Source organism: Paenibacillus sp. FSL H7-0737 (assembly GCF_000758545.1).
Classification (GTDB): Bacteria; Bacillota; Bacilli; order Paenibacillales; family Paenibacillaceae; genus Paenibacillus_AQ.
Genome location: NZ_CP009279.1, coordinates 1147693 through 1168267, shown reverse-complemented (window position 1 = coordinate 1168267; position 20575 = coordinate 1147693). Strand labels below are relative to the sequence as shown.

21 protein-coding genes and 1 other annotated feature are annotated in these 20575 nt (G+C 45.3%); of the genes, 3 read left to right on the top strand and 18 right to left on the bottom strand.

All coding sequences use genetic code 11. The features are described from left to right. Nucleotides 1-6: 6 nt before the first annotated feature. Nucleotides 7-990: a tRNA dihydrouridine synthase gene (locus H70737_RS05065; protein ID WP_042185288.1), complete on the top strand. Its 984-nt coding sequence runs from the start codon at nucleotides 7-9 to the stop codon at nucleotides 988-990. Nucleotides 991-1059: 69 nt separating this feature from the next. Here H70737_RS05065 and H70737_RS05060 read toward each other — a convergent pair whose 3' ends face one another. The 11 genes from H70737_RS05060 to H70737_RS05010 form a co-directional block, all read right to left on the bottom strand. After that, nucleotides 1060-2445 (bottom strand): family 4 glycosyl hydrolase, encoded by a 1386-nt coding sequence (locus H70737_RS05060; RefSeq protein WP_042185286.1) that lies wholly within the window; start codon nucleotides 2443-2445, stop codon nucleotides 1060-1062. A gap of 5 nt (nucleotides 2446-2450) precedes the next feature. Then, on the bottom strand, nucleotides 2451-3362 hold the full coding sequence (locus tag H70737_RS05055) for an ROK family protein (protein WP_042185284.1): 912 nt from the start codon (nucleotides 3360-3362) through the stop codon (nucleotides 2451-2453). Nucleotides 3363-3376: 14 nt separating this feature from the next. Next, nucleotides 3377-4099, bottom strand: a complete 723-nt coding sequence (locus H70737_RS05050; protein WP_042185282.1) for a 6-phosphogluconolactonase — start codon at nucleotides 4097-4099, stop codon at nucleotides 3377-3379. Nucleotides 4100-4119: 20 nt separating this feature from the next. Further along, complete coding sequence (locus H70737_RS05045; RefSeq protein WP_042185279.1) at nucleotides 4120-5250, bottom strand: ROK family protein; 1131 nt, start codon at nucleotides 5248-5250, stop codon at nucleotides 4120-4122. Between the two features lie 276 nt (nucleotides 5251-5526). Beyond that, the gene (groL, locus tag H70737_RS05040; RefSeq protein WP_042185277.1) at nucleotides 5527-7155 is read right to left on the bottom strand and encodes a chaperonin GroEL; all 1629 of its coding nucleotides are present in this window, start codon (nucleotides 7153-7155) and stop codon (nucleotides 5527-5529) included. A 78-nt stretch (nucleotides 7156-7233) separates the two neighbouring features. After that, nucleotides 7234-7515 (bottom strand): co-chaperone GroES, encoded by a 282-nt coding sequence (gene groES, locus H70737_RS05035; RefSeq protein ID WP_036676506.1) that lies wholly within the window; start codon nucleotides 7513-7515, stop codon nucleotides 7234-7236. A 438-nt stretch (nucleotides 7516-7953) separates the two neighbouring features. Beyond that, on the bottom strand, nucleotides 7954-8721 hold the full coding sequence (gene tatC, locus H70737_RS05030; RefSeq protein WP_042193366.1) for a twin-arginine translocase subunit TatC: 768 nt from the start codon (nucleotides 8719-8721) through the stop codon (nucleotides 7954-7956). 150 nt (nucleotides 8722-8871) lie between these two features. Next, on the bottom strand, nucleotides 8872-9114 hold the full coding sequence (locus H70737_RS05025) for a twin-arginine translocase TatA/TatE family subunit (protein WP_042185275.1): 243 nt from the start codon (nucleotides 9112-9114) through the stop codon (nucleotides 8872-8874). Nucleotides 9115-9251: 137 nt separating this feature from the next. Next, entirely contained in the window at nucleotides 9252-9737 is a 486-nt protein-coding gene (locus tag H70737_RS05020; protein ID WP_020429419.1) for a MogA/MoaB family molybdenum cofactor biosynthesis protein, read from the bottom strand. A gap of 79 nt (nucleotides 9738-9816) precedes the next feature. Beyond that, a complete protein-coding gene (moaC, locus tag H70737_RS05015; protein WP_042185273.1) occupies nucleotides 9817-10290 on the bottom strand; it encodes a cyclic pyranopterin monophosphate synthase MoaC in 474 nt (157 codons plus the stop codon). 3 nt (nucleotides 10291-10293) lie between these two features. Further along, nucleotides 10294-10929 (bottom strand): 5-formyltetrahydrofolate cyclo-ligase, encoded by a 636-nt coding sequence (locus tag H70737_RS05010; RefSeq protein WP_042185271.1) that lies wholly within the window; start codon nucleotides 10927-10929, stop codon nucleotides 10294-10296. 244 nt (nucleotides 10930-11173) lie between these two features. Here H70737_RS05010 and H70737_RS05005 point away from each other — a divergent pair, with 244 nt between their 5' ends. Next, nucleotides 11174-13114 carry an ABC-F family ATP-binding cassette domain-containing protein gene (locus H70737_RS05005; protein WP_042185269.1) on the top strand — a complete coding sequence of 647 codons (1941 nt, stop codon included), beginning with the start codon at nucleotides 11174-11176 and terminating at the stop codon, nucleotides 13112-13114. Between the two features lie 406 nt (nucleotides 13115-13520). On the opposite strand, the gene H70737_RS05000 is transcribed toward H70737_RS05005, so the two are convergent. From H70737_RS05000 to H70737_RS30595, 7 genes are all read right to left on the bottom strand, one after another. Further along, nucleotides 13521-15056: a 2-isopropylmalate synthase gene (locus tag H70737_RS05000; protein ID WP_042185267.1), complete on the bottom strand. Its 1536-nt coding sequence runs from the start codon at nucleotides 15054-15056 to the stop codon at nucleotides 13521-13523. 239 nt (nucleotides 15057-15295) lie between these two features. Continuing rightward, nucleotides 15296-15577, bottom strand: a binding site (T-box leader). A gap of 388 nt (nucleotides 15578-15965) precedes the next feature. After that, the gene (gene tsaD, locus H70737_RS04995; RefSeq protein WP_042185265.1) at nucleotides 15966-17015 is read right to left on the bottom strand and encodes a tRNA (adenosine(37)-N6)-threonylcarbamoyltransferase complex transferase subunit TsaD; all 1050 of its coding nucleotides are present in this window, start codon (nucleotides 17013-17015) and stop codon (nucleotides 15966-15968) included. Continuing rightward, nucleotides 17012-17536, bottom strand: coding sequence for a ribosomal protein S18-alanine N-acetyltransferase (gene rimI, locus H70737_RS04990; RefSeq protein WP_042185263.1), 525 nt, complete (start codon nucleotides 17534-17536; stop codon nucleotides 17012-17014). The genes tsaD and rimI overlap by 4 nt, the downstream gene beginning before the upstream one ends. Beyond that, on the bottom strand, nucleotides 17533-18369 hold the full coding sequence (tsaB, locus tag H70737_RS04985; protein ID WP_042185261.1) for a tRNA (adenosine(37)-N6)-threonylcarbamoyltransferase complex dimerization subunit type 1 TsaB: 837 nt from the start codon (nucleotides 18367-18369) through the stop codon (nucleotides 17533-17535). The genes rimI and tsaB overlap by 4 nt, the downstream gene beginning before the upstream one ends. A 5-nt stretch (nucleotides 18370-18374) precedes the next feature. Beyond that, nucleotides 18375-18857, bottom strand: coding sequence for a tRNA (adenosine(37)-N6)-threonylcarbamoyltransferase complex ATPase subunit type 1 TsaE (gene tsaE, locus H70737_RS04980; protein ID WP_042185258.1), 483 nt, complete (start codon nucleotides 18855-18857; stop codon nucleotides 18375-18377). A gap of 211 nt (nucleotides 18858-19068) precedes the next feature. After that, nucleotides 19069-19254: an H-type small acid-soluble spore protein gene (locus H70737_RS04975; protein WP_042193364.1), complete on the bottom strand. Its 186-nt coding sequence runs from the start codon at nucleotides 19252-19254 to the stop codon at nucleotides 19069-19071. A gap of 31 nt (nucleotides 19255-19285) precedes the next feature. Then, nucleotides 19286-19456, bottom strand: a complete 171-nt coding sequence (locus tag H70737_RS30595; protein ID WP_156113056.1) for a hypothetical protein — start codon at nucleotides 19454-19456, stop codon at nucleotides 19286-19288. A 139-nt stretch (nucleotides 19457-19595) separates the two neighbouring features. Here H70737_RS30595 and ku point away from each other — a divergent pair, with 139 nt between their 5' ends. Continuing rightward, nucleotides 19596-20564, top strand: coding sequence for a non-homologous end joining protein Ku (ku, locus tag H70737_RS04970; RefSeq protein ID WP_042185257.1), 969 nt, complete (start codon nucleotides 19596-19598; stop codon nucleotides 20562-20564). Nucleotides 20565-20575 lie beyond the last annotated feature (11 nt).

Below are 20575 nucleotides of genomic sequence, written 5' to 3'. Positions count from 1 at the left end.
AACTTAATGAGTAACGAACAAAATTTTTGGCTTGATTTACCAAAGCCGTTTTTTATATTGGCACCTATGGAAGATGTCACAGATGTTGTATTTCGTCACGTGGTTAGTGCAGCTGCAAAACCGGATGTGTTTTTCACGGAATTCGCAAATACAGAATATTACTGTCACCCTAAAGTAAAAGTAAAAGAAAGTGTGCTTACTCGATTAAAGTTCACGGAAGATGAACAACCGATGGTCGCTCATATTTGGGGCAATAACCCAGAGTATTTTGAACGAATGAGCATGGATATGAAAAAGCTTGGTTTTCGTGGTATCGATATAAACATGGGATGCCCAGTAAAAAACGTCGCAACCAATGGAAAAGGTGCTGGATTAATTCGACATCCTGAAGTGGCAGCAGAAATTATTAAAGCGACTAAAGCAGGTGGCTTACCAGTTAGTGTCAAAACAAGATTGGGTTATAGTGAAATTGATGAGTGGCGCGAGTGGCTAACACATATATTCAAACAAGATATTGCGAATCTTTCCATTCACCTTCGTACAAAAAAAGAGATGAGTAAAGTAGATGCACACTGGGAGCTTATCCCTGAAATCAAACAATTACGCGATGAAATTGCTCCAAATACGTTGTTAACGATTAACGGAGATATTCCTGACCGTGCAACAGGCTTGAAATTAGTCGAACAATACGGCGTGGATGGTGTCATGATTGGCCGAGGTATTTTCAAGAATCCATACGCGTTTGAACTAGAATCTAAAGAACATAGTGTGGAGGAACTTCTTCATTTACTACTTTTTCATTTAGATCTTCACGATAAATATTCAAAAGAACATGAACCACGTCTATTTAATCCACTTCGGAGCTTCTTCAAAATCTATATTCGTGGATTTGATGGTGCCGACGAACTAAGAAATCAATTGATGGAGACGAATTCAACCGATGAGGTGCGGCGATTGGTGCAACCTTTCTTAGATAAAGAATTAGAGTAATTCGTAATAAAAAATAATGGCCTCAGTTCTGAATTTCATCAGACGGAGGCCTTTTTTATTAAAGATAACCTAATTCCACTCAAGCTTTGGCAGCAATTCTTTTTGCAGCTCACACATCTCATCGATCATCGCACAAGCTTGATAATAGGTTGGAGCTTGCGGATCAAGCAGAATCGCTTGCAGCAATTTTGTTCTCGACTCTTCAACAAACGCCTCAAGTAACAGCTTATGGATTGTACCTTGGATATGGATCGTTCCGATAATGGCAGTTGGCAGTTCAACCGTCATTGACTTAAATTCGATACCATTTTTGTTAACGATCGCTTGTGTTTCAACGACCATATCATCTGGAAGTCCTTTAATAGCGCCATTGTTTTGCATATTAACAGCATTCAACTCGATTTCATCTTCGAAGAAGATCGCTTCAATAATTGGCACTGCATATTCATTACTAATTTGAACCTTTTCTTTATCGAACGTATAAGCTTGCTCTATCCAGAGCTCTTGGTTCATTGTTTTCTCGAACAAGCCTTTATCTAAAGTACTGCCACTTGCACAGTATACAAATTCAGGTGTTCTAGAATCTTTCTTCCACAGCTGCTCACTTATTGGATCGTAACGGAACTGCAGGGGTAGTCCAGCATAGAAATCTTCTGCCCAAGAAATATACTCACCGCAATGGTTAGTACCTGGGTAAGGATAGTATCCGTACGTATGGTACAACGTTCTGGATAATCCAATATGATCGAAATGTGCCAAACGGTTAGCTAGCTTTTCTTTCTCGTGGAATAGAGGATATAAATCTTCTCCCGTGTTCTTGTTCCATATCTTCGTGAAGAAGCCAAAGTGGTTCAATCCGCCGCCTTCAATCGCAATATCTTTACTATCCATCTCCAGAAATTCAGCTAGCTGATGAATACCCATGTCTAAACCATGGCACAAGCCCACCACTTTGATTGAAGTTAATTTGGAAATGGCTTCCACTAGCTTTGCTTCCGGATTCGTGTAATTGATTAGCCAAGCATTCGGACACACCTTCTCCATTGTCTTTGCAATTTCCAACATCGGACCTAGATTTCTCAAAGTGTGGAACATTGATCCTGGACCGCCGTTCTCACCATATAGCTGCTTGCTGCCGTAACGCCGTGGGATATGGAAGTCTTGTGACCAGTAGTGATATCTCTCTACCTCAATCGCAACGATGGAGAAGTCAGCATCTCTTAATGCATCTTCCAAATTCGTCGTTTGCCAAATCTTCGCAGGATGAGAAAATGCCGTGAACATTTCGGTTGCATACTTGTATGTTCTATTCACATTTTCTTCTACAATGTCCATAAGCGCGATTTCGAGCTCTACTTGATTTTTTAAACGTTCTGACAACACCATATCTTGAAGTGCTCCTAGCCCAAAGGAAACACTTCCTGCTCCGATTAACGCAACCTTCAACTTTTTCATTGTCTTCAAGCTCCTTTTTCCTTTTTATATACGTTATAGCCAGCACCAATAATTCCGGCGTCAGGTCCAAATTCAGTCAACACGATTTTAATGTTCTCTTTTAAATGTGGAAGGACTTTCTTTTTAGCGCTTTCTATCACTCTATCAATCAACCACTGGTTGTGATGAATGACCGCTCCTCCGATAACAAAAATATTTGGATCAATTGTTTGCATCAAAGAAACAATTGCGTTGGAAAAGTACTCAACCCACCTGTCGATCACTTCAATCGCTTGCCGATCTCCCATATGATATCTTTCAAATAACAAACTCGACGTGGCATCAATGCCATATAAAAACTTACTTTCCGCTTCAAGAGCAATGCCGCTGCATAGGGATTCCAAAGTGCCGTTATACAACGTTGAATGGTTTCTTTTGCTGTCGGAAATAATCATGCTTCCGATCTCGCCCGCATATCCATGAGCTCCTTGAATAATTTTCTTATCAAGTATGATACCGCATCCAATTCCTGAACTAACCGTTATATAAATGGATTGATTATACGGCTTGGCAGCTCCATGATCCGATTCAAGCACTGTGATCACGTTTACATCATTCTCAAAAAACACTTCATAATTCGGAAAGAACGCCCTGATAGTTTCGATACTAACATTCTCTAGGCAAGGGATATTGGTTATATCTCGAATAAACTGTGTTTGATCATTCCAAGGAATCGGCAATACAATACCTATCTTGCTTGCTAGCTGTTCATGATCGACTTTCGCTGTCATTTCCTTGACGGTTTTGAAAATTTCGTCAGCATTTTGGAAATCTCTTGTTAATGCCGACTCCTTCCGAACAAGTTCAAGGTGCTCATTCACTAATCCAACCCTTATATTTGTACCTCCAATATCAACACCAATAACGAAGTTACCCATATTACGCTCCTCAACTATGATGACTGATCCATATATTTGGCGGCTGCAGCATCTAAAAAGAAATCTATATGATCATAGCCGAGCAATTGCTGAGCAGGCAGCCGTGCGTCAGAGTTTGTGAAAATCTCCTTCACGATTTCAGCTTTGCGCTCTCCAGTTATGACGACAACCACTCTTTTACTACTTGCAATCTGTTCCAAACCTAATGTAATGCCTTGTTTTAATTCAGTCTGCTCATGAAAATATTTTTGAGCGACAGTCTTTGTTGTTTCCGACAGCTCCACAACACTGCTGTAATTTATTACTGGGCTACCCGGTTCATTTAATCCGATATGCCCATTCATACCTACGCCCATCAAGCTGAATGTAATTGGGTGTTGCTCGATAAAGTGATCAATTCGCAAGCATTCGTGCTTCATATCCGGCGATGTTCCATCAAAAAACACAATCTGTCTGCTATCCAGTGAAATCTGCGAGAACAGATCTTGATTCAACATCTGATAGCAGCTTCCTTCAGAGCTTTTGTCAATGCCAACCCACTCATCCAAGCTAACGATGTTAAGCCTCTTGATTTTCAATTGGAGGTCCGCATCATTGGAAAATTTCTGATAGCTTTTTTGTGGAGTACTCCCTGAAGCCAGGCAGAACACGGGATGCTGATCAGTAAATAAATGATCTTTCATCTCTCTGGCAATTTCTTTTGCTACTTCCTCTTCATTCTCAAAGATTTTGATCATGTTGCTCACTTCCTTCTTGTTTACTCCGAAATGACATTTATCATCTCTTGCTGGAGAATAAGTATAGCTGCTCCGATTGCTGTTGATTGATGTAACTTACTCACCGAAATTTGAGGAGTCCACTCCGTATATTGCTCGACATAGCTTTTCGTGCGGTCCAATATACGTTCCGGAAACAGCGCTACCGTTTTACCGCTAATAATGACCTGGTCGATATCCAAGATGCTGATCATATTGGTAATCGTTAATGCCAGATTCTTCGAAACATAATCAATGCAAGCTTCTACGTCATTCGTTGAATTCAAATCATATGTGCTTAACAAATACTTAATAGCTAATTTGCTTTCCAGCCAACCGACTGAAGATGGAGTCCGTTTATATTCTGAATCAAAGCACATATACTCCAGCTCACCCGCACTTGCATTAACGCCGCGGTGAAGCTCTTTGTTAATAATCAAGCCGCCCCCGACCCCATCACCTGTAGCAACATGAACGAGACTCGTCAATGCTTGATCTGAGTTTTCAAGATTCCGAAATTCCGCCACAGTCGCTGCGTTCACATCATTCTCCAGAAGAATGGGCAAGTTCACTTCGTTCTTGAGAGTTTCAATAATCGTTTCATACTTAAAGTCGTTTTCTTTATTGTGATGCGTTCTCATCCGGATCGTTTTCTTTCTTGTATTGATCGCACCATCAACGCCAATACCAATCCCCAATACAAAACTATCCGTTTCCTTCGCTTTACTCTTTAAATGTTCTACAATCTCTATAAATATCGAAGTGAACTGCTGGCTATAGAACGGAATATCTGTTTCAATCGAATACGAATCTATGATCTTGCCGTGCAGATTAATAAGTACCGCTGTAATCGTGTTGCCAATAATCTGTATTCCGATTGTCGTATAGCTGTTTTCATTAAATCTGTAAACCGTACGCTTTCTTCCCAAGCCGCCAGATCCTTCTCGACTTTCACCAGTGACGGTCAATAAACCAATCTGTTCAAAAAAGGTAACAATCTTGCTTACAGTAACAAAACTCATTGCCGTTTTTTCTGTGATCTCGACTTTCGCCAGTTCAGGATATTGAAGCAAAATATCGAAGACTATTTTTCTATTCTCATCTTTAATATCATTGGGCAAAAATGATTTCATATGTCCTCCTCGTTATATTATTAATATAATTTATAAATGAAGTTAAATAATTAATCAAAAAAATCAGGTCAGCACTGACCTCTTGAATTTATTATATATTCACTGTAGTGAACGTTCAAGTGTATTTATTTAACTTCCTTAAATTTATCTGTTCTCTATCTTATTATCACCAACTAGGCGTGCATCTGGTACGCCACAAAAAGAAGCCTCTCATGAGTTCAATGAACTCACGAGAGGCTTCTAATCCAACCTATTTCAAGGCTTTATCAGCCTTAATTACATCATGCCGCCCATTCCACCCATGCCGCCCATATCAGGCATACCTGGTTTTTCTGGTTCTGGCTTGTCAGCAATTACTGCTTCAGTAGTCAAGAACATAGCAGCTACGGATGCAGCATTTTGAAGCGCGGAACGAGTTACTTTAGCAGGGTCAACGATACCCGCTTCGAACATGTTCACCCACTCGCCAGTAGCAGCGTTGTAGCCGATGCCGATAGCTTCTTTTTTCAAGCGATCCACGATAACGGAACCTTCTTGACCAGCGTTAGCTGCAATGGTACGAACTGGCTCTTCGAGCGCGCGAAGCACGATGTTAACGCCTGTTTTCTCGTCGCCAGTTACATCTACAGCAGCAACAGCATTATATACGTTCACAAGAGCTGTACCACCACCAGAAACGATACCTTCTTCAACCGCAGCGCGAGTTGCGTTCAGGGCGTCTTCGATGCGAAGTTTACGCTCTTTCAATTCAGTTTCAGTTGCAGCGCCAACTTTGACAACGGCTACGCCGCCAGCCAATTTAGCCAAACGCTCTTGCAATTTTTCTTTGTCGAACTCGGAAGTTGTTTCTTCCAGTTGAGCACGAATTTGGCTTACGCGAGCATTGATGTCCGCTTTGTCGCCGCTTCCGTCTACGATTGTTGTGTTTTCTTTAGTTACGCGTACTTGACGTGCGTTACCCAGTTGTTCAATGGAAGTGCTCTTCAGATCAAGACCGAGCTTCTCAGTGATCACTTGACCACCAGTCAGGGCAGCGATATCTTGCAGCATAGCTTCGCGACGGTCGCCAAAGCCAGGAGCTTTAACAGCAACAGCGTTGAATGTTCCACGCAGTTTGTTCACGATCAACATGGCTTGTGCTTCGCCTTCGATATCTTCAGCGATAATAACAAGCGGTCTAGCTTGTTGAACGATTTTTTCAAGCAATGGAAGGATTTCTTGAGTGCTGCTGATTTTCTTATCAGTGATCAAGATGTATGGGTTCTCCAGAACAGCTTCCATTTTGTCCGTATCAGTAATCATGTACGGGGAAATGTAACCGCGGTCGAACTGCATACCTTCTACGACTTCAAGTTCAGTAGCGAATCCACGGGATTCTTCAACAGTGATAACACCGTCTTTACCTACTTTTTCCATAGCTTCAGCAATCAATTGGCCCACTTCTTCGTCAGCAGCAGAGATAGCAGCTACTTGAGCGATAGCTTGGGAATCTTCGATTGGCTTAGCGATTTTTTGCAATTCTTCAACTGCTGCACGAACTGCTTTGTCGATCCCTTTGCGAATAACCATTGGGTTAGCGCCTGCAGTTACGTTCTTCAGACCTTCACGGATCATAGCTTGTGCCAGAACCGTTGCAGTTGTAGTACCGTCACCGGCTACATCGTTAGTCTTAGTAGCAACTTCTTTAACCAATTGAGCACCCATGTTCTCGAATGCATCTTCAAGTTCGATTTCTTTAGCGATAGTTACACCATCGTTAGTGATAAGCGGGCTACCAAATTTCTTCTCAAGTACCACGTTGCGACCTTTTGGTCCAAGTGTAACTTTTACCGCATTTGCCAAAGCATCTACACCGCGCAACATAGAGCGGCGTGCTTCTTCACTAAATTTAATTTCTTTAGCCATTGTGTAATTACCTCCTAGAATTTTTTGTATATCACGTTACTTTAAGTAGTTTAGATTTAGCTTATAATCGACTCTCGCTTAGTCAAGAATCGCGTGAATGTCGCTTTCTTTCATAATCAAATATTCTTTACCTTCGTATTTGATTTCTGTTCCTGCATATTTAGAGAAAAGAACACGGTCGCCTTCTTTTACTTCGAGTGCTACACGTACTCCATCCTTCAAAGCTCCGCTACCTACTGCAATAATAGTTCCTTCTTGTGGCTTTTCTTTCGAGGAGTCCGGAAGCACAATCCCGAATGAAGTGGTTTCCTCCTGCTCGCTCGGTAGCACCAATACGCGTTCACCTAAAGGTTTGATCATGAAAAAATAGCCTCCTTTAAAATTATGTTATTTTGCTTCAAAACATAGTTTAGAACTTACCTGTCTTACTTCAGAATCTCTGGTGTTTATGAAAAATATCAATTGGACGCTATGAATATCTGGTCCATCTCATATTTTCCATAAGCATTAGCACTCGACAGCTTGTAGTGCTAACAACAATTTTTATGATACTCAACTTGAGCCCGGATTTCAAGTCCTTTTACACAAATTCGCATTTGTTTTCGTAAAAAATAACGTTTCACTGGTTGTCCTAGGCACACACTCTATACATTCTATCCACAGGGTGTGAAAATATGCGTATGATTTCAGTAGTCTCAACTGTACCACCTACGCCCGAACATTTCAAAAAACGGGGGTTTAAAACAAAAGAACTGTCTCTTTCGTAGAAAAATCTACTTAGTGACAGCCCTCTTATCATCATTCCTCACTCTTGGTGTACTGAGCTTCCCTTGCCGCATCCGCAGCAAGCTGTTTGCGATAGACGAAGGCGGACAGGAATACGCTAAACTCATACAACACAAGCAGTGGGATCGTCACCAGAAAGTCTGAGATGAAGTCCGGAGGAGTGATGACTACAGCAATAAAGACAAGCGTGAAATATGCGTATCGACGCATTTTACGCAAGCGTATCGGGTTAAGAACCCTCAGTTTGGTCAGAAACATCACCAGCAGTGGTAGCTCAAACAGCAGCGCTAAAGGTAGCACCAGACTGAACATGAAGTTGAAATATTGCGCAATTCCGTAGGTCTCTTCCAGTCCCATACTGCGGGTGATAGAGATTGTGAACGAAAGCGCCATTGGAAATACAACATAATAAGCAAAAGAAAGACCGATTAGAAAAAGAACAAAAACATAGGGTACATAACGTAGTGTTGCACTACGCTCTTCCGGTCGTAAGCCCGGACTAATAAACGCCCACAGCTGGTAAGCAATAAAAGGAACTGAAATGACTAATGAAACCGCCATTGCGATCTTCATATACATTCCGATACCATCCCAGAATGAGAACGCATGCAGAACAAACCCTTGCGCTAGATCTGTACTAATTAAATAATCGTAGATTGGCTTGGCACAGAACAGCCCCCCTACCAATCCCAAAACAAATACAATCAGCACATAAATAATCCGTTTACGCAGCTCGGTGAGATGATCCACCACCGACATTTCTTCCGATTCGAGAGACATCCTGACACCATCCCATGACAAGAATAGAAACGCCACACCGACTTTATGTATAGCTGTGCCCGTTTCTGCAGAAAGCAGCAACCAAATTGAAAAAGGGACATCTCCTAAGTCTATTAGACTTGAGAGATTGCCCCATTGTTAAATCTTTTATTATTCCGGCAGGCGTTTGTCCTGAGGAATATCTGCAGCGACCGTCTGCGGGGCCGTCGGCACAGGAGCTTCGCTCTTCTTCACCGGATCACCATCACCAATGATTTCACGTGCGCCTTCCTTAAATTCACGGAAGGTTCGTCCAACTGCGCGGCCTAACTCTGGCAGTTTATTCGGTCCAAAGAGGAGCAGTGCCAGTATAACCAACAAGATAATACCCGGAGTACCAATTCCACTAAACATTATTATTCCTCCTTGTCCGTCTATCCGATCATGGTATCGATTACGATAATCTAATAATACCATAACTTATGTCACAGTTACATCCACTATCTTCTATAAATAGTTTATCCTTGTGACGTGACAAGAATATGACAATGTTATTGGCGGTATTGGCCAGTTACCATGAGTAACGCTTCAGGTAGTTGATCCATAATGGCTGCTAAATTCTCATGAACACCCTTCGGTGTGCCCGGTAAGTTGACAATCAACGTGCGTCCACGAATGCCGCATATCCCGCGGAACAGCATCACCGCACGGTTTTTTTGCATCACCGTACTTCGCATCGCCTCAGAAAGTCCAGGCACTTCCCGTTCGATTACACGCCGGGTTGCCTCTGGAGTCACATCACGTATCGCTAAATCCGTACCTCCGGTAGTCAATACCAGATCTGCTTGAAAATAATCTGTGAGTTCTATCAAAGCTGCGATAATCTCATCTTGTTCATCGGGCACGATCCGATATTCAACGATCTCGCCTCCAAGTTCCTCTTCAACCAGCTCCCGAATAACCTGGGCGCTCGTGTCTTCCCGTTCGCCCCTGGCCCCTTTATCGCTGGCCGTTAGGATTGCTGTTTTCCACGCCATAGGTTTGTCCTCCCTCTCTATGTATAATTGGCTGTACAGTGCAGCCCACTTGCTTCAGCGCATCGAACGTCAGCTCTGATCATGGTTCAAGCGCGTAATCTCCATTCTTGCCCCCACTTTTAGATACTAAGAGCGTTGGTCCGATAATCATGTCCTTCTGAAGAGCCTTGCACATGTCGTACACCGTTAGCGCTGAGGCAGAAACAGCGGTCAATGCCTCCATTTCAACTCCGGTCTTTCCGGTAGTATGGACTGTTGCTTCTATATAAAGTTCATCTTCGCTGTTATCGGAGAAGCGGATGTCAATACCGGTAAGTGGGAGCGGATGGCACATCGGAATCCAGTCAGACGTCTTCTTGGCCGCCATAATTCCAGCGATCTGCGCAACGGCAAGTACGTCTCCTTTACTGATCTTGCCTTCCTTGATGGCACTAAGCGTCTCAGTTGCCATCTTGATCTTACTCCGCGCGACAGCTGTCCGCTTCGTAATCTCCTTTTCGCTCACATCCACCATACGAGCTCTTCCCTGCTCGTTAAAATGGGTCAATTCCACGACTCACTCTCCTTTTCGGCAGTGCACTATGCCATTTTCAGTAATCAGCATGTCCATAAAGGCATCATGCTCATCCATGGGCACTTTCGGAACCAGTTGCATACCAAAGGCTAGCCCGATCCAGACAGGGGGCTTCGCAGCGGCATACTCTTCCGTCTCCCATGACGCACGCAATCGATCATAGTATCCTCGGCCGTAACCAAGCCTGCCTCCCTGAAGATCAAAAGCCAGCCCCGGAACAAACACAACATCCGGTAGTGTAACAACTTCAATCTCTTGTGAATCTTTGCCGGATACAATAGGTTCATGGATACCATACGCCCCCGGCTCAAGCTCACTCCAAGCGTTTACCATATGAACACTCATTGCACCACTTGCCGGAATGACACGCGGCAGCAGTACCCTGCGCTGGTCCTTCCACGCCTGTGTAAGAAGCGCGTTGGTATCGAGTTCAGAACGGAAAGATACATAGGCCATCAGTGAGGCTATGTCTTTCGTCTTCAGCCACTCTGATGCATGCTTGCAGACCAGAAAAGACAATTCCCTTCTCTGGTCCGAGGAGAGCTCGTTTCGGGCGATGGTCTTCTCAGTTCTTAGTTGTTGCTTTGCTTTGGAGATCACCGACTCCTTGCTTGACATCGTCGGCCACCCCCATATATTTATCCCAAGCTTATCCTTGTTTGTAAATCCAGTTTACCACTCTTCTCCCCGGTTCGCCAAGGTGGATAGGACTGTGTTTCTGGGCCAGGTCGTTATTCTCTGCTTCCGATATATCGAGCTCTCGCTTGGGAAACGCTTTTCATGTAAACTATAGAATATGTTGTTCATACGGCTGAGGTATAAATGCCAAGGCGAAATATGCAAGGGTGGAGGTTTCATCGTTATGCTTCTTCAAGCGACAGGAATTACAAAATCATATGGTATACAGAACGTACTAGACGGCATAAGCCTTCAGGTAAATGAAAAGGAACGTGTCGGACTCGTGGGTGTTAATGGTGCCGGCAAATCAACTTTTCTGCAAATTCTGGCTGGTGAAATGTCCTATGACAGCGGTCAAATTCATAAATCAAAAGAAACTACTATCGGGTATTTAGCCCAAAATAGCGGACTTCAATCTGACAAAACCATCCATGAAGAAATGATGGCAGTTTTCGCACCGCTGATCGAAGCCGAGGCTGAGCTAAGAGAGATGGAAGTAAGCATTGCCGATCCTAAGCTGGCAGAGGACTCAAAACGGTACGAAGAACTGCTCGAAAGATATGCCCGCCGATCAGATTGGTTCAAGGATCACGGCGGTTATGAAATGAATACACGAATCCGCAGTGTACTGCACGGCATGGGCTTCGGCGAGTTCCCACCGGATACACCTATCTCCACACTTAGTGGTGGCCAGAAGACTAGACTCGCATTAGCCCGCATTTTGCTTCAGGCTCCCGATCTTTTAATGCTGGATGAGCCGACGAACCATCTGGATATCGAAACATTAACATGGCTTGAGGATTATCTTCGCAGTTATGCTGGCGGAATTCTGGTCGTATCTCATGACCGTTATTTCCTTGATCGGCTTGTAACTACTATTGTAGAGATCGAGCGTCATCAATCTCGGCGTTATACAGGCAATTACAGCCGATATGTAGATTTGAAGGCTGCCGAATATGAAACACGGATGAAGCAGTATGAGAAACAGCAAGATGAAATCTCAAGAATGGAAGATTTCGTTCAGAAAAATATTGTGCGAGCATCTACCACGAAACGTGCGCAGAGCAGACGCAAAGCGCTTGAGAAGATGGACCGTATTGATCGACCGATGGGCGATCTGAAGAAAGCCAGCTTCTCCTTCGAGCCTGACTTCATGTCTGGTAAAGAAGTGCTGCAAGTACGTAATGTTGCAGTTGCCTTTAATGATGGTCCACCTTTGTTCAAGGACGCTTCTTTCGAACTGCGCCGGGGAGAAACTGCTGCACTCATCGGTCCCAATGGTATTGGCAAATCTACACTGCTGCAGTGTATGACCGGAACCCGCGAGCCTTCAACTGGAACTGTGAATTGGGGGACTAAGGTAAAGGTCGCTTATTATGATCAGGAACAGACCCGCCTCAATCCAAAGAACACAGTAATGGAAGAGCTATGGAGTGAATATCCAATGATTGAGGAAGCCAGAATCCGTACGATCCTTGGCAACTTCCTCTTCAGCGGTGAAGATGTTCTTAAGAAGATATCCGCGCTGAGCGGCGGCGAAAAAGCACGCGTTGCATTATCAAAGCTCATGCTGCGCGGCGCAAATATGCTCATCCTAGATGAGCCAACCAACCATTTGGATTTAGTCAGTCGTGAGGTTTTAGAATCAGCTTTAATTGATTTCGAGGGCACATTGCTCTTCATTTCTCATGACCGTTATTTCCTCAATAAAATGGCTGAACGGGTGCTTGAGCTTCATCCCGAGGGGATCGATCAATACCTTGGCAACTACGATGACTATATCGAGAAAAAACGAGAATTAGAAGAGATTGCGAAAGATGCCGCCGAATTAGCCGCCAAAAACGTCAACAAGGATGCTGCAGTTCCTGAAAAAAACGCTGTTTCCTCCTTCGAAGCGGACAAGCAAGCCAAGCGTGAAGAGCGTAACCGGAAGCGGCGTATTGCTGAGCTAGAGGAAGGCATTGCCTCACTAGAAGATTCGATCGCTTTTATAGAGAATGAAATGACTAAACCTGAAGTTTATCAGGATTATTTAGCACTTCAAGGTCATGAAGAGGATCTGAAGAACAAAAAAACTCAGCTTACCGATTTATTTAACGAATGGGAAATCCTTGCTGACGAATAATGTAAAATCCGCTTCATAAATATTTTTTCATATTTCTTATTTTGTTCATAAAGAGTTATCCACAGCTCTATGCACAGGTTTCGTGTATAACTCCCTACTAAAAAAGCCCCTTAGGGGCTTTTTTTATGCGTTAAATCGGTATTTTCGAATTACAGGAATTATTATCCACCGAATTATCCACATTATCCACAATTCTCACAAGGTTTCATTGCTAACAAAAATGGTTATAAGGCCATTTTAAAAAGAGCTGACATTGCTGATTTTACGCACTTTTTACACAATTCGTAGAGAATATGTGGATAACGTTGTCCACAACTTGACAAAAGACATAACCCCACCTAAAACCTGTCATCAAAAGCTAAAAAAGAACCCGCTATCTCTAAATCAGACAGCGGGTCGATGTATATTAAACGATTTGTGTAGAGAGCAAGGCAGCGTTACAGGCTGCAATATAGGCAATCCCTGCTGCCATGATAATATCTTGATGCGTAGCTGTGCCTCTAAATTTAAGACCTTCCCACTCTACCATCACAGCCGCTTCCGCCTGGGCGTTCTCTCCACTTCCAAGTGAATGCAGCTCAAGTCCCGCAAAATCGATATCCTCTGAAATGCCTTGCCCAATAGCAGCGATAATAGCTTCAAGCGGACCATCTCCAGTACTAGTATGAGAAGTTTCCTGTCCAGACTTCAAATGGCGAACCGTAACCGCGGCCACCCGGCGCTGGGCACTGCCTGCCAATACCTGAACCTCACCCAGTTCATAGACCTGAGCTTGCTGTCCAGTTGTACTGCTCACCATTTGCAGCAACTGGTCATCACTGACTACCTTTTGGCGGTCAGCGGTCTCTTTAAACGATTCATAAAGTGCATCCAGCTCCGCAGGCTCCAGCGTAATACCGTACTTCGCCGCCCGGTCCTTCAGCGCATGTCTGCCAGAATGCTTGCCCAGAATGATCATGCTACGCGGGATACCCAGCCGCTCTGGGTCCATAATCTCATAGGTGCTACGATCCTTCAGCAAACCATCCTGATGAATCCCTGACTCATGCTGGAAGGCATTTCTTCCGACGACTGGTTTGTTATAGGCGATTGGAAAATGCATCGCTCCGCTGATCAGCCGCGAAGTATCATACAGCTTATCAAGCACAATGCCTGTTTCTGCTCCAATCGCATCTCCGCGGGTTTCGAGCGCCATCACAAGCTCTTCCAGTGCGCAGTTCCCGGTACGCTCGCCGACTCCGTTCACAGTGACTTCGATCTGCGTCGCACCTCCATCAATTGCTGCCAGACTGTTGGCTACAGCCAGCCCCAAATCATTGTGACAGTGGGCACTGTAGCTTACCGTTTCTCCACCTCTTGCTCCTAGCCGCACACGACGGAACATTTCCCCATATTCATGTGGCAATGCGTAACCGACCGTATCGGGCAGATTGATAATAGAAGCGCCTTCCTCAATAACAGCTTCAATCATTTCAATCAGATCATCGATTCCTGTTCGCGCAGCATCCATGGCCGTGAATTCAACGACATCAGAGAATTGACGCGCATAAGCCGTCATCTCGCGGGCTTTGGCTACGACTTCAGCTCTGCTCATACGCAATTGATGCTGCAAATGAATATCAGAAGAGGAGATGAACAGGTGGATCCGCCGGCGTTCAGCATCTTGGGTTGCCCGGACTGCCGCGTCAATATCTCCTTTAACCGCCCGTGCAAAACCGCAAATTTCCACATTTCGCACCTTACGAGAAATCGTCTGTACTGCCGCAAAATCACCAGGGCTCGATATCGGAAATCCAGGCTCCATCACGTCAACACCCAGATCCGCAAGCTTATAGGCCAGCAGTATTTTTTGCTCTGGGGTTAGACTTGCACCCGGAGCCTGTTCACCATCTCGCAGAGTCGTATCGAAAATTTGTATACGTTTCTTTACTGGAATAATCATCTGAATTCCTCCTGTTTTCCTCTTATTGGATTCCTTACCCTAACCTATGCTTCAGCGCAGATCCACACGTCGACTTGTGGCCCTGCTAAATTCCCCACCCACTGCTGCCGGCAGCTGATACGAATGAATCCTCTGCACAATTTGGAATGTGCTGAAGGTTCACTCTTGGCGTCTTATATAGCGCCTGAGTCCATAACCTGAGTCGCTTCAATAAGAACGCAAAAACCCGCCGTCTCTAATAAAGAGACGGCGGGTTACCCCTCCGCGGTACCACTCTTTTTGACGCATAGGCTATTCATATAATCAAGCCATTAAGCTGCGTCCAGCTCTTCTTCCCGGTCCATCCTGAGGGAGTCAGGATATCTGGAAAGGTCCGATAACGGGGACAGCCGTAGGCAGCGTACTCTTATTTCCGCCGCTCCGCTCCCGGGCGAGATTCAAGACTTTCGGTGACTGCGTCGCACCACCCCGCAGCTCTCTGTTCACCGTCATTCCCTACTACTCCCGTTCTTAGCGTGTATTATATACATTCTCACTACTCAAAATCCATACAAAAAAGCCTGCCATCTCATTCAAGAGACGACAGGCTGTTAACCTTCGCGGTACCACTCTTGTTGATGCTCTGTACCGGTTAAGTTACTGCCGATTCCAATTGAACATCCACTCTACGGTCAAGTATGTTAGATACTCGACCACCCTTTCACGGAGGTTACCCGTAGACGGTGTACGAACGTTCCGGCGACAATTGCCGGTAATGCTTCCACCGTTCCGCTCCCAGACGAGTTCAGGTCCCCTTCGACTGCGTCGCACCTACCCGCAGCTCTCTTATCCCAGAGTATCCTTACTACTTCCGCTCATCGCGTTTCCTTGTATAATTGAACTGATTATACTCGTTAGCTCCAAATGATGTCAATAGGCGGATACAGACCATTGTTCCAATGAGAATCCAGGGTCTGCAACCATATCCAGCGGAGTACCGCCATCATGCTGCCACTTCACGTATGCAGCAGCTCCAATCATAGCTGCATTATCCGTGCAGTAAACCGGAGGTGGAATAATAAGCTCAATGCCCTCCGCTTCACAGCGTGAGATCAAAGCCGAGCGCAGGCCAGCATTAGCAGCAACACCTCCACACAACAATAACTGCTTGGAGCTATTAGCTTTAACAGCGCGTACCGCTTTTTCCACCAGCACCTCAACCACAGATTCTTGGAACCCGCGGGCAATGCCTGCGACATCTGGCGTGAGACCCTTCATCTTGCTCTGATTCACAACGTTCAGCACAGCCGACTTTAAGCCACTGAAGCTAAAATCATAAGAACCCGGCTCCAGCCATACCCTTGGTAACGGTACAACCTCAGTCGCCTCGCGGGCCAGACGATCCACATGAGGTCCACCGGGATAAGGGAATCCTAGTGCTCGTGCCACTTTATCATATGCTTCGCCTACGGCATCATCACGGGTGCGTCCGATAATTCGAAACTCACCCTCCCGCTCCATATGAACCAGTTCAGTATGTCCGCCGGACACCACTAGTGTCATGCATGGATACTGTAACTCTGCCACTAAACGGTTAGCATAAATATGTCCTGCAATATGATGTGTGCCAATTAGCGGCTTACCCCATGCGAGGGCAAGGCTCTTGGCAGCTACTACCCCGACAAGTAAAGCCCCCACCAAACCTGGGCCTTGTGTAACCGCCACCGCCGACAACTGATCTGGTGTAACCCCTGCTGTAGTGAGTGCTTCTTCTATCACCAGTGTAATTACTTCCACATGCTTACGGGAAGCTACCTCTGGTACCACGCCACCGAAGGCGCGATGCGTCTCAATCTGACTTGAGATGATATTGGATAACACTTCAGAGCCATCTTTGACCACAGCCACTGACGTTTCATCACAACTCGTCTCAATAGCAAGTATTAGTACAGGCTGAGCTGCGCCCGTTTCTGTCTTCATTTCAAGTCCACGCTTCCTTCCATATTCCCATGCTCCTCGTACTCTGGCAGATCCGCCCACATAATGAGCGCATCCTCGCGATTATCGGAATAATATCCTTTGCGTGTGCCAGCAGATCGAAAGCCTTTTTTACGATATAAATTCTGTGCTACCTCGTTCGATACCCGTACCTCAAGTGTAATAGACTTCATCCCCACATAAGATGCCGTCTTCATCAGCTCTTCGAGCAAACGCTCGCCCCATTTACGTCCACGATAGGCTTCAAGCAGGGCTATATTCGTCACATGCGCCTCATCCACGATGGCCCACATACCGGCATAACCGATAATATGACCAGCCAGCTCCATAACCATATATTTTGCAAAATGATTATGCGTCAGCTCGTTGCGAAAAGCTTCCTCTGTCCAAGGCATCGTGAAGGCTTCCCGTTCAATGATAAGAATGTCAGGAATATCCGTAAGCTTCATCAAACGAAAAACAAGTTCAGCCTCTTGAGCTATCATTGATTCCGCTTCCGTCATGGTTTCTTTAAGCCCCCTTCTCTGCTTAACCGCAGATTGGCTTCCGCTTCTGAGATCTGAGTATAGTTAGGGATCAAGCTATGGATATCATCTTTCTCTACCTGAAGCCGCGCTTCTCCGAGAAATCCTGTCCAGCGGCCTTCCATTTCATAAGGAACTGCAATAGGAACACCAAGATCCTTCAATGGACGAAGCGAATCCTCACTGCCATGAACTGCAGTCTCCCCAACAAACCAAAGAACAGCGGGCTTATTGCCTTCGACTGAAGCCTGTCCTAAACGTTCTGCTAAGTACTCCACCCAATCTGCCATCAGCCGGATGGCATCAGGTTCAAGACGGCTAGGAGCATTATTTCCCTCAGCTGCGAATAATCCTGAATACACCTGTCCTCGGCGCGCATCCATTAGTGGAATGATCCAATCAGGCCCGTAGCTGTTATTCTCGGTAGTTTGTTCCGACGCTTTGGTCATCACGTTATTCTTGAGGGCTGTTTGATATCCGCCCCATGCTACTGCATGTAGACTCGAAATACCAACCACTGGGACATCCCATGCCCATGCCAGCGTTTTGGCAGCGGTAACTGCGATACGCGTCCCCGTATACGATCCAGGACCCACACCAACAGAAATCCCGTCCAGCATTGCAGCAGTAGTTCCTGTTGCTTGCAGCGCCTGCTCAATGATCGGGAGTAAATGCACCGAATGATTCCGTTCTCCGGAAGCATTTATTTCATGCAGTAGTTCCCCATTCTCTGTAACTGCCACGCCTAATACTGCAGTTGATGTATCCAGCGCTAAAAGCCGCTTGCGCGGCTCTGTATTCTGATTCGTCATATTCCTTAACCCCACTTCTGGATCAGCTGCCGGCAAAGCTCACCATACGGCTCCCCGATTCCGGTCACCGTAATCATTCTTTCATCTGGCCCCACTGTTTCCATGTATATATGCATATGCCGCGGCGGCATTAAATCCGTAATAATACTGCTCCATTCCACCAAGCAGACCCCTTGCCCGTAGAAATACTCATCAAGTCCAAGCTCGTCCGCTTCCTGAAGCGAAATCCGATATACATCCATATGATATAGGGGCAGACGGCCCTCGTACTCTTTAATAATTGTAAAAGTAGGACTGTTTACGATCCCCTTTACGCCGAGATGCCGAGCGTACCCTTGCGAGAATGCTGTTTTTCCTGCGCCCAGATCCCCGTCCAAGCCGATAATCATCCCTGGCGTTGAAGCAGTAGCTAGAGCAGCTGCAAGCAACTCCGTATCCTGGAGGCTGTAAGAACGGTAAGTGAACACCGTTTCGTCTGTATTGTCCAACTACAACTACCACCTTTTAAAATATACCTGCCAAAAACCATTACTATTAATTATATCGGTATGCTCCATCCATCGCAACAACTGTCCCAATTCAATCTTCCATGCCAGTATGTCCACAATAGAAAAAGAGACCTCTACGCAAAAATAAGCATAAAGAGTCTCTTTTATAAAAGTGTAATTTAGCTTATCTCAGCTCTTTGAACAAACCTTGTTAATGATCTTGCTCCTCTAACCGTTCAACGCCTACCGTATGCGTATTCGTTGGTCGAGAGCCCACTTGAACCGTAGCCATTCCGTTCTGTGCATCCACATGCTCAATCCAAACAGGTTCTCCGTCCAAATGTACACTTACCGTCTCTTTAGAAGCATAAATATCCTGTGCTCGTTTGACATCCACCACTGTTCTCCTCCTTTATTTTTTCTAAATCTCACGATTCTAATGGCGAAGTTTCTTCGAGGGTTGATTCCGCATCAAGCTTCTCCGAGTCCGAGACCTGACTTGCTTCCGGTGGAGCTATAATGCTGTCCCAATCCACAACTGTCGCTGGAATATCCTGTTCGCTCAGCGCATCGATCCACTCGTTTCCACGCGGTTCCATGACTTAGTATTCTCCTCCTCAGCTTTATTAGCCTGATTTTATATTTTCCCATGCTTCACAAAAAATGCACCCGGCTAGAAAAGCCTGTCCTGCCTCATACTAACCCAAAGCAAATAACTTAGATCAGGAGGCGTTTCTCATGCATACCGTTTGGAAAGGGGCCATCAGCTTCGGGCTAGTGCATGTTCCGGTTAAAATGTTCTCCGCTACGGAAGACAAGGACATTTCTCTGCGTTATATCCATAAGGAATGCGGCAGCCCACTGTCGTATGTACGTAAATGTCCGGTGTGTGACAAAGAGGTGGCTTGGGAAGAAATCGGCAAGGGTTATGAATATGAAAAAGGGAAGTTTGTTCTATTCGACAAAGAGGAACTGGATCAATTGACCGACGAAAGCAGCAAAAGCATTACCATACTCGACTTTGTTGATCTGACGGAGATCGACCCAATTTATTTTCAAAAAACCTATTACTTATCTCCGGATCAGGCTGGGACAAATGCATATCGGCTTCTTATGGAGGCCATGCGTCAAACTGGTAAAATTGGCATCGCCAAAATATCGATTCGTTCCAAAAGCAGTCTTGCTGCTATTCGTGTGCTGGAGGATTGCCTCGCCATCGAGACTATTTTTTATCCTGATGAAGTGCGACCGGTCTCGCAAGTGCCTGGCCTGCCCGAAGCAGGGACAGTGAATGATAAAGAGCTGGATATGGCCAAGCTGCTCATTTCACAGCTATCCACGCCTTTTGATCCGGCAAAATATACCGATGATTATCGCCAGCGTATGCTTGATCTAATCTCACATAAAATCGCAGGCGAGGAATTTCATATCGCTCCTGCCAAACAGGAAAGCAATGTAATTGATCTAATGGCAGCATTGCAGGCCAGTATTCAGGCTGTACAGCATATCCCTACAGATCCGGGTCCTTCATTAACAGATACTAAGAAAACAAAAACTAAAGCGGCTCCGGCTGCCAAAAGAAAAATAGCCAAGTCTAAAGCAGCAGCTGAGCCTGCCGATCAGCAAAACGAGGCTTCCGGGCCGATTCCAGTCATCGCACCAAAACCGAAACGCCGCAGCCCAAAAAGTAAAACAACCGTATCTTAGGAGGCTCTGGT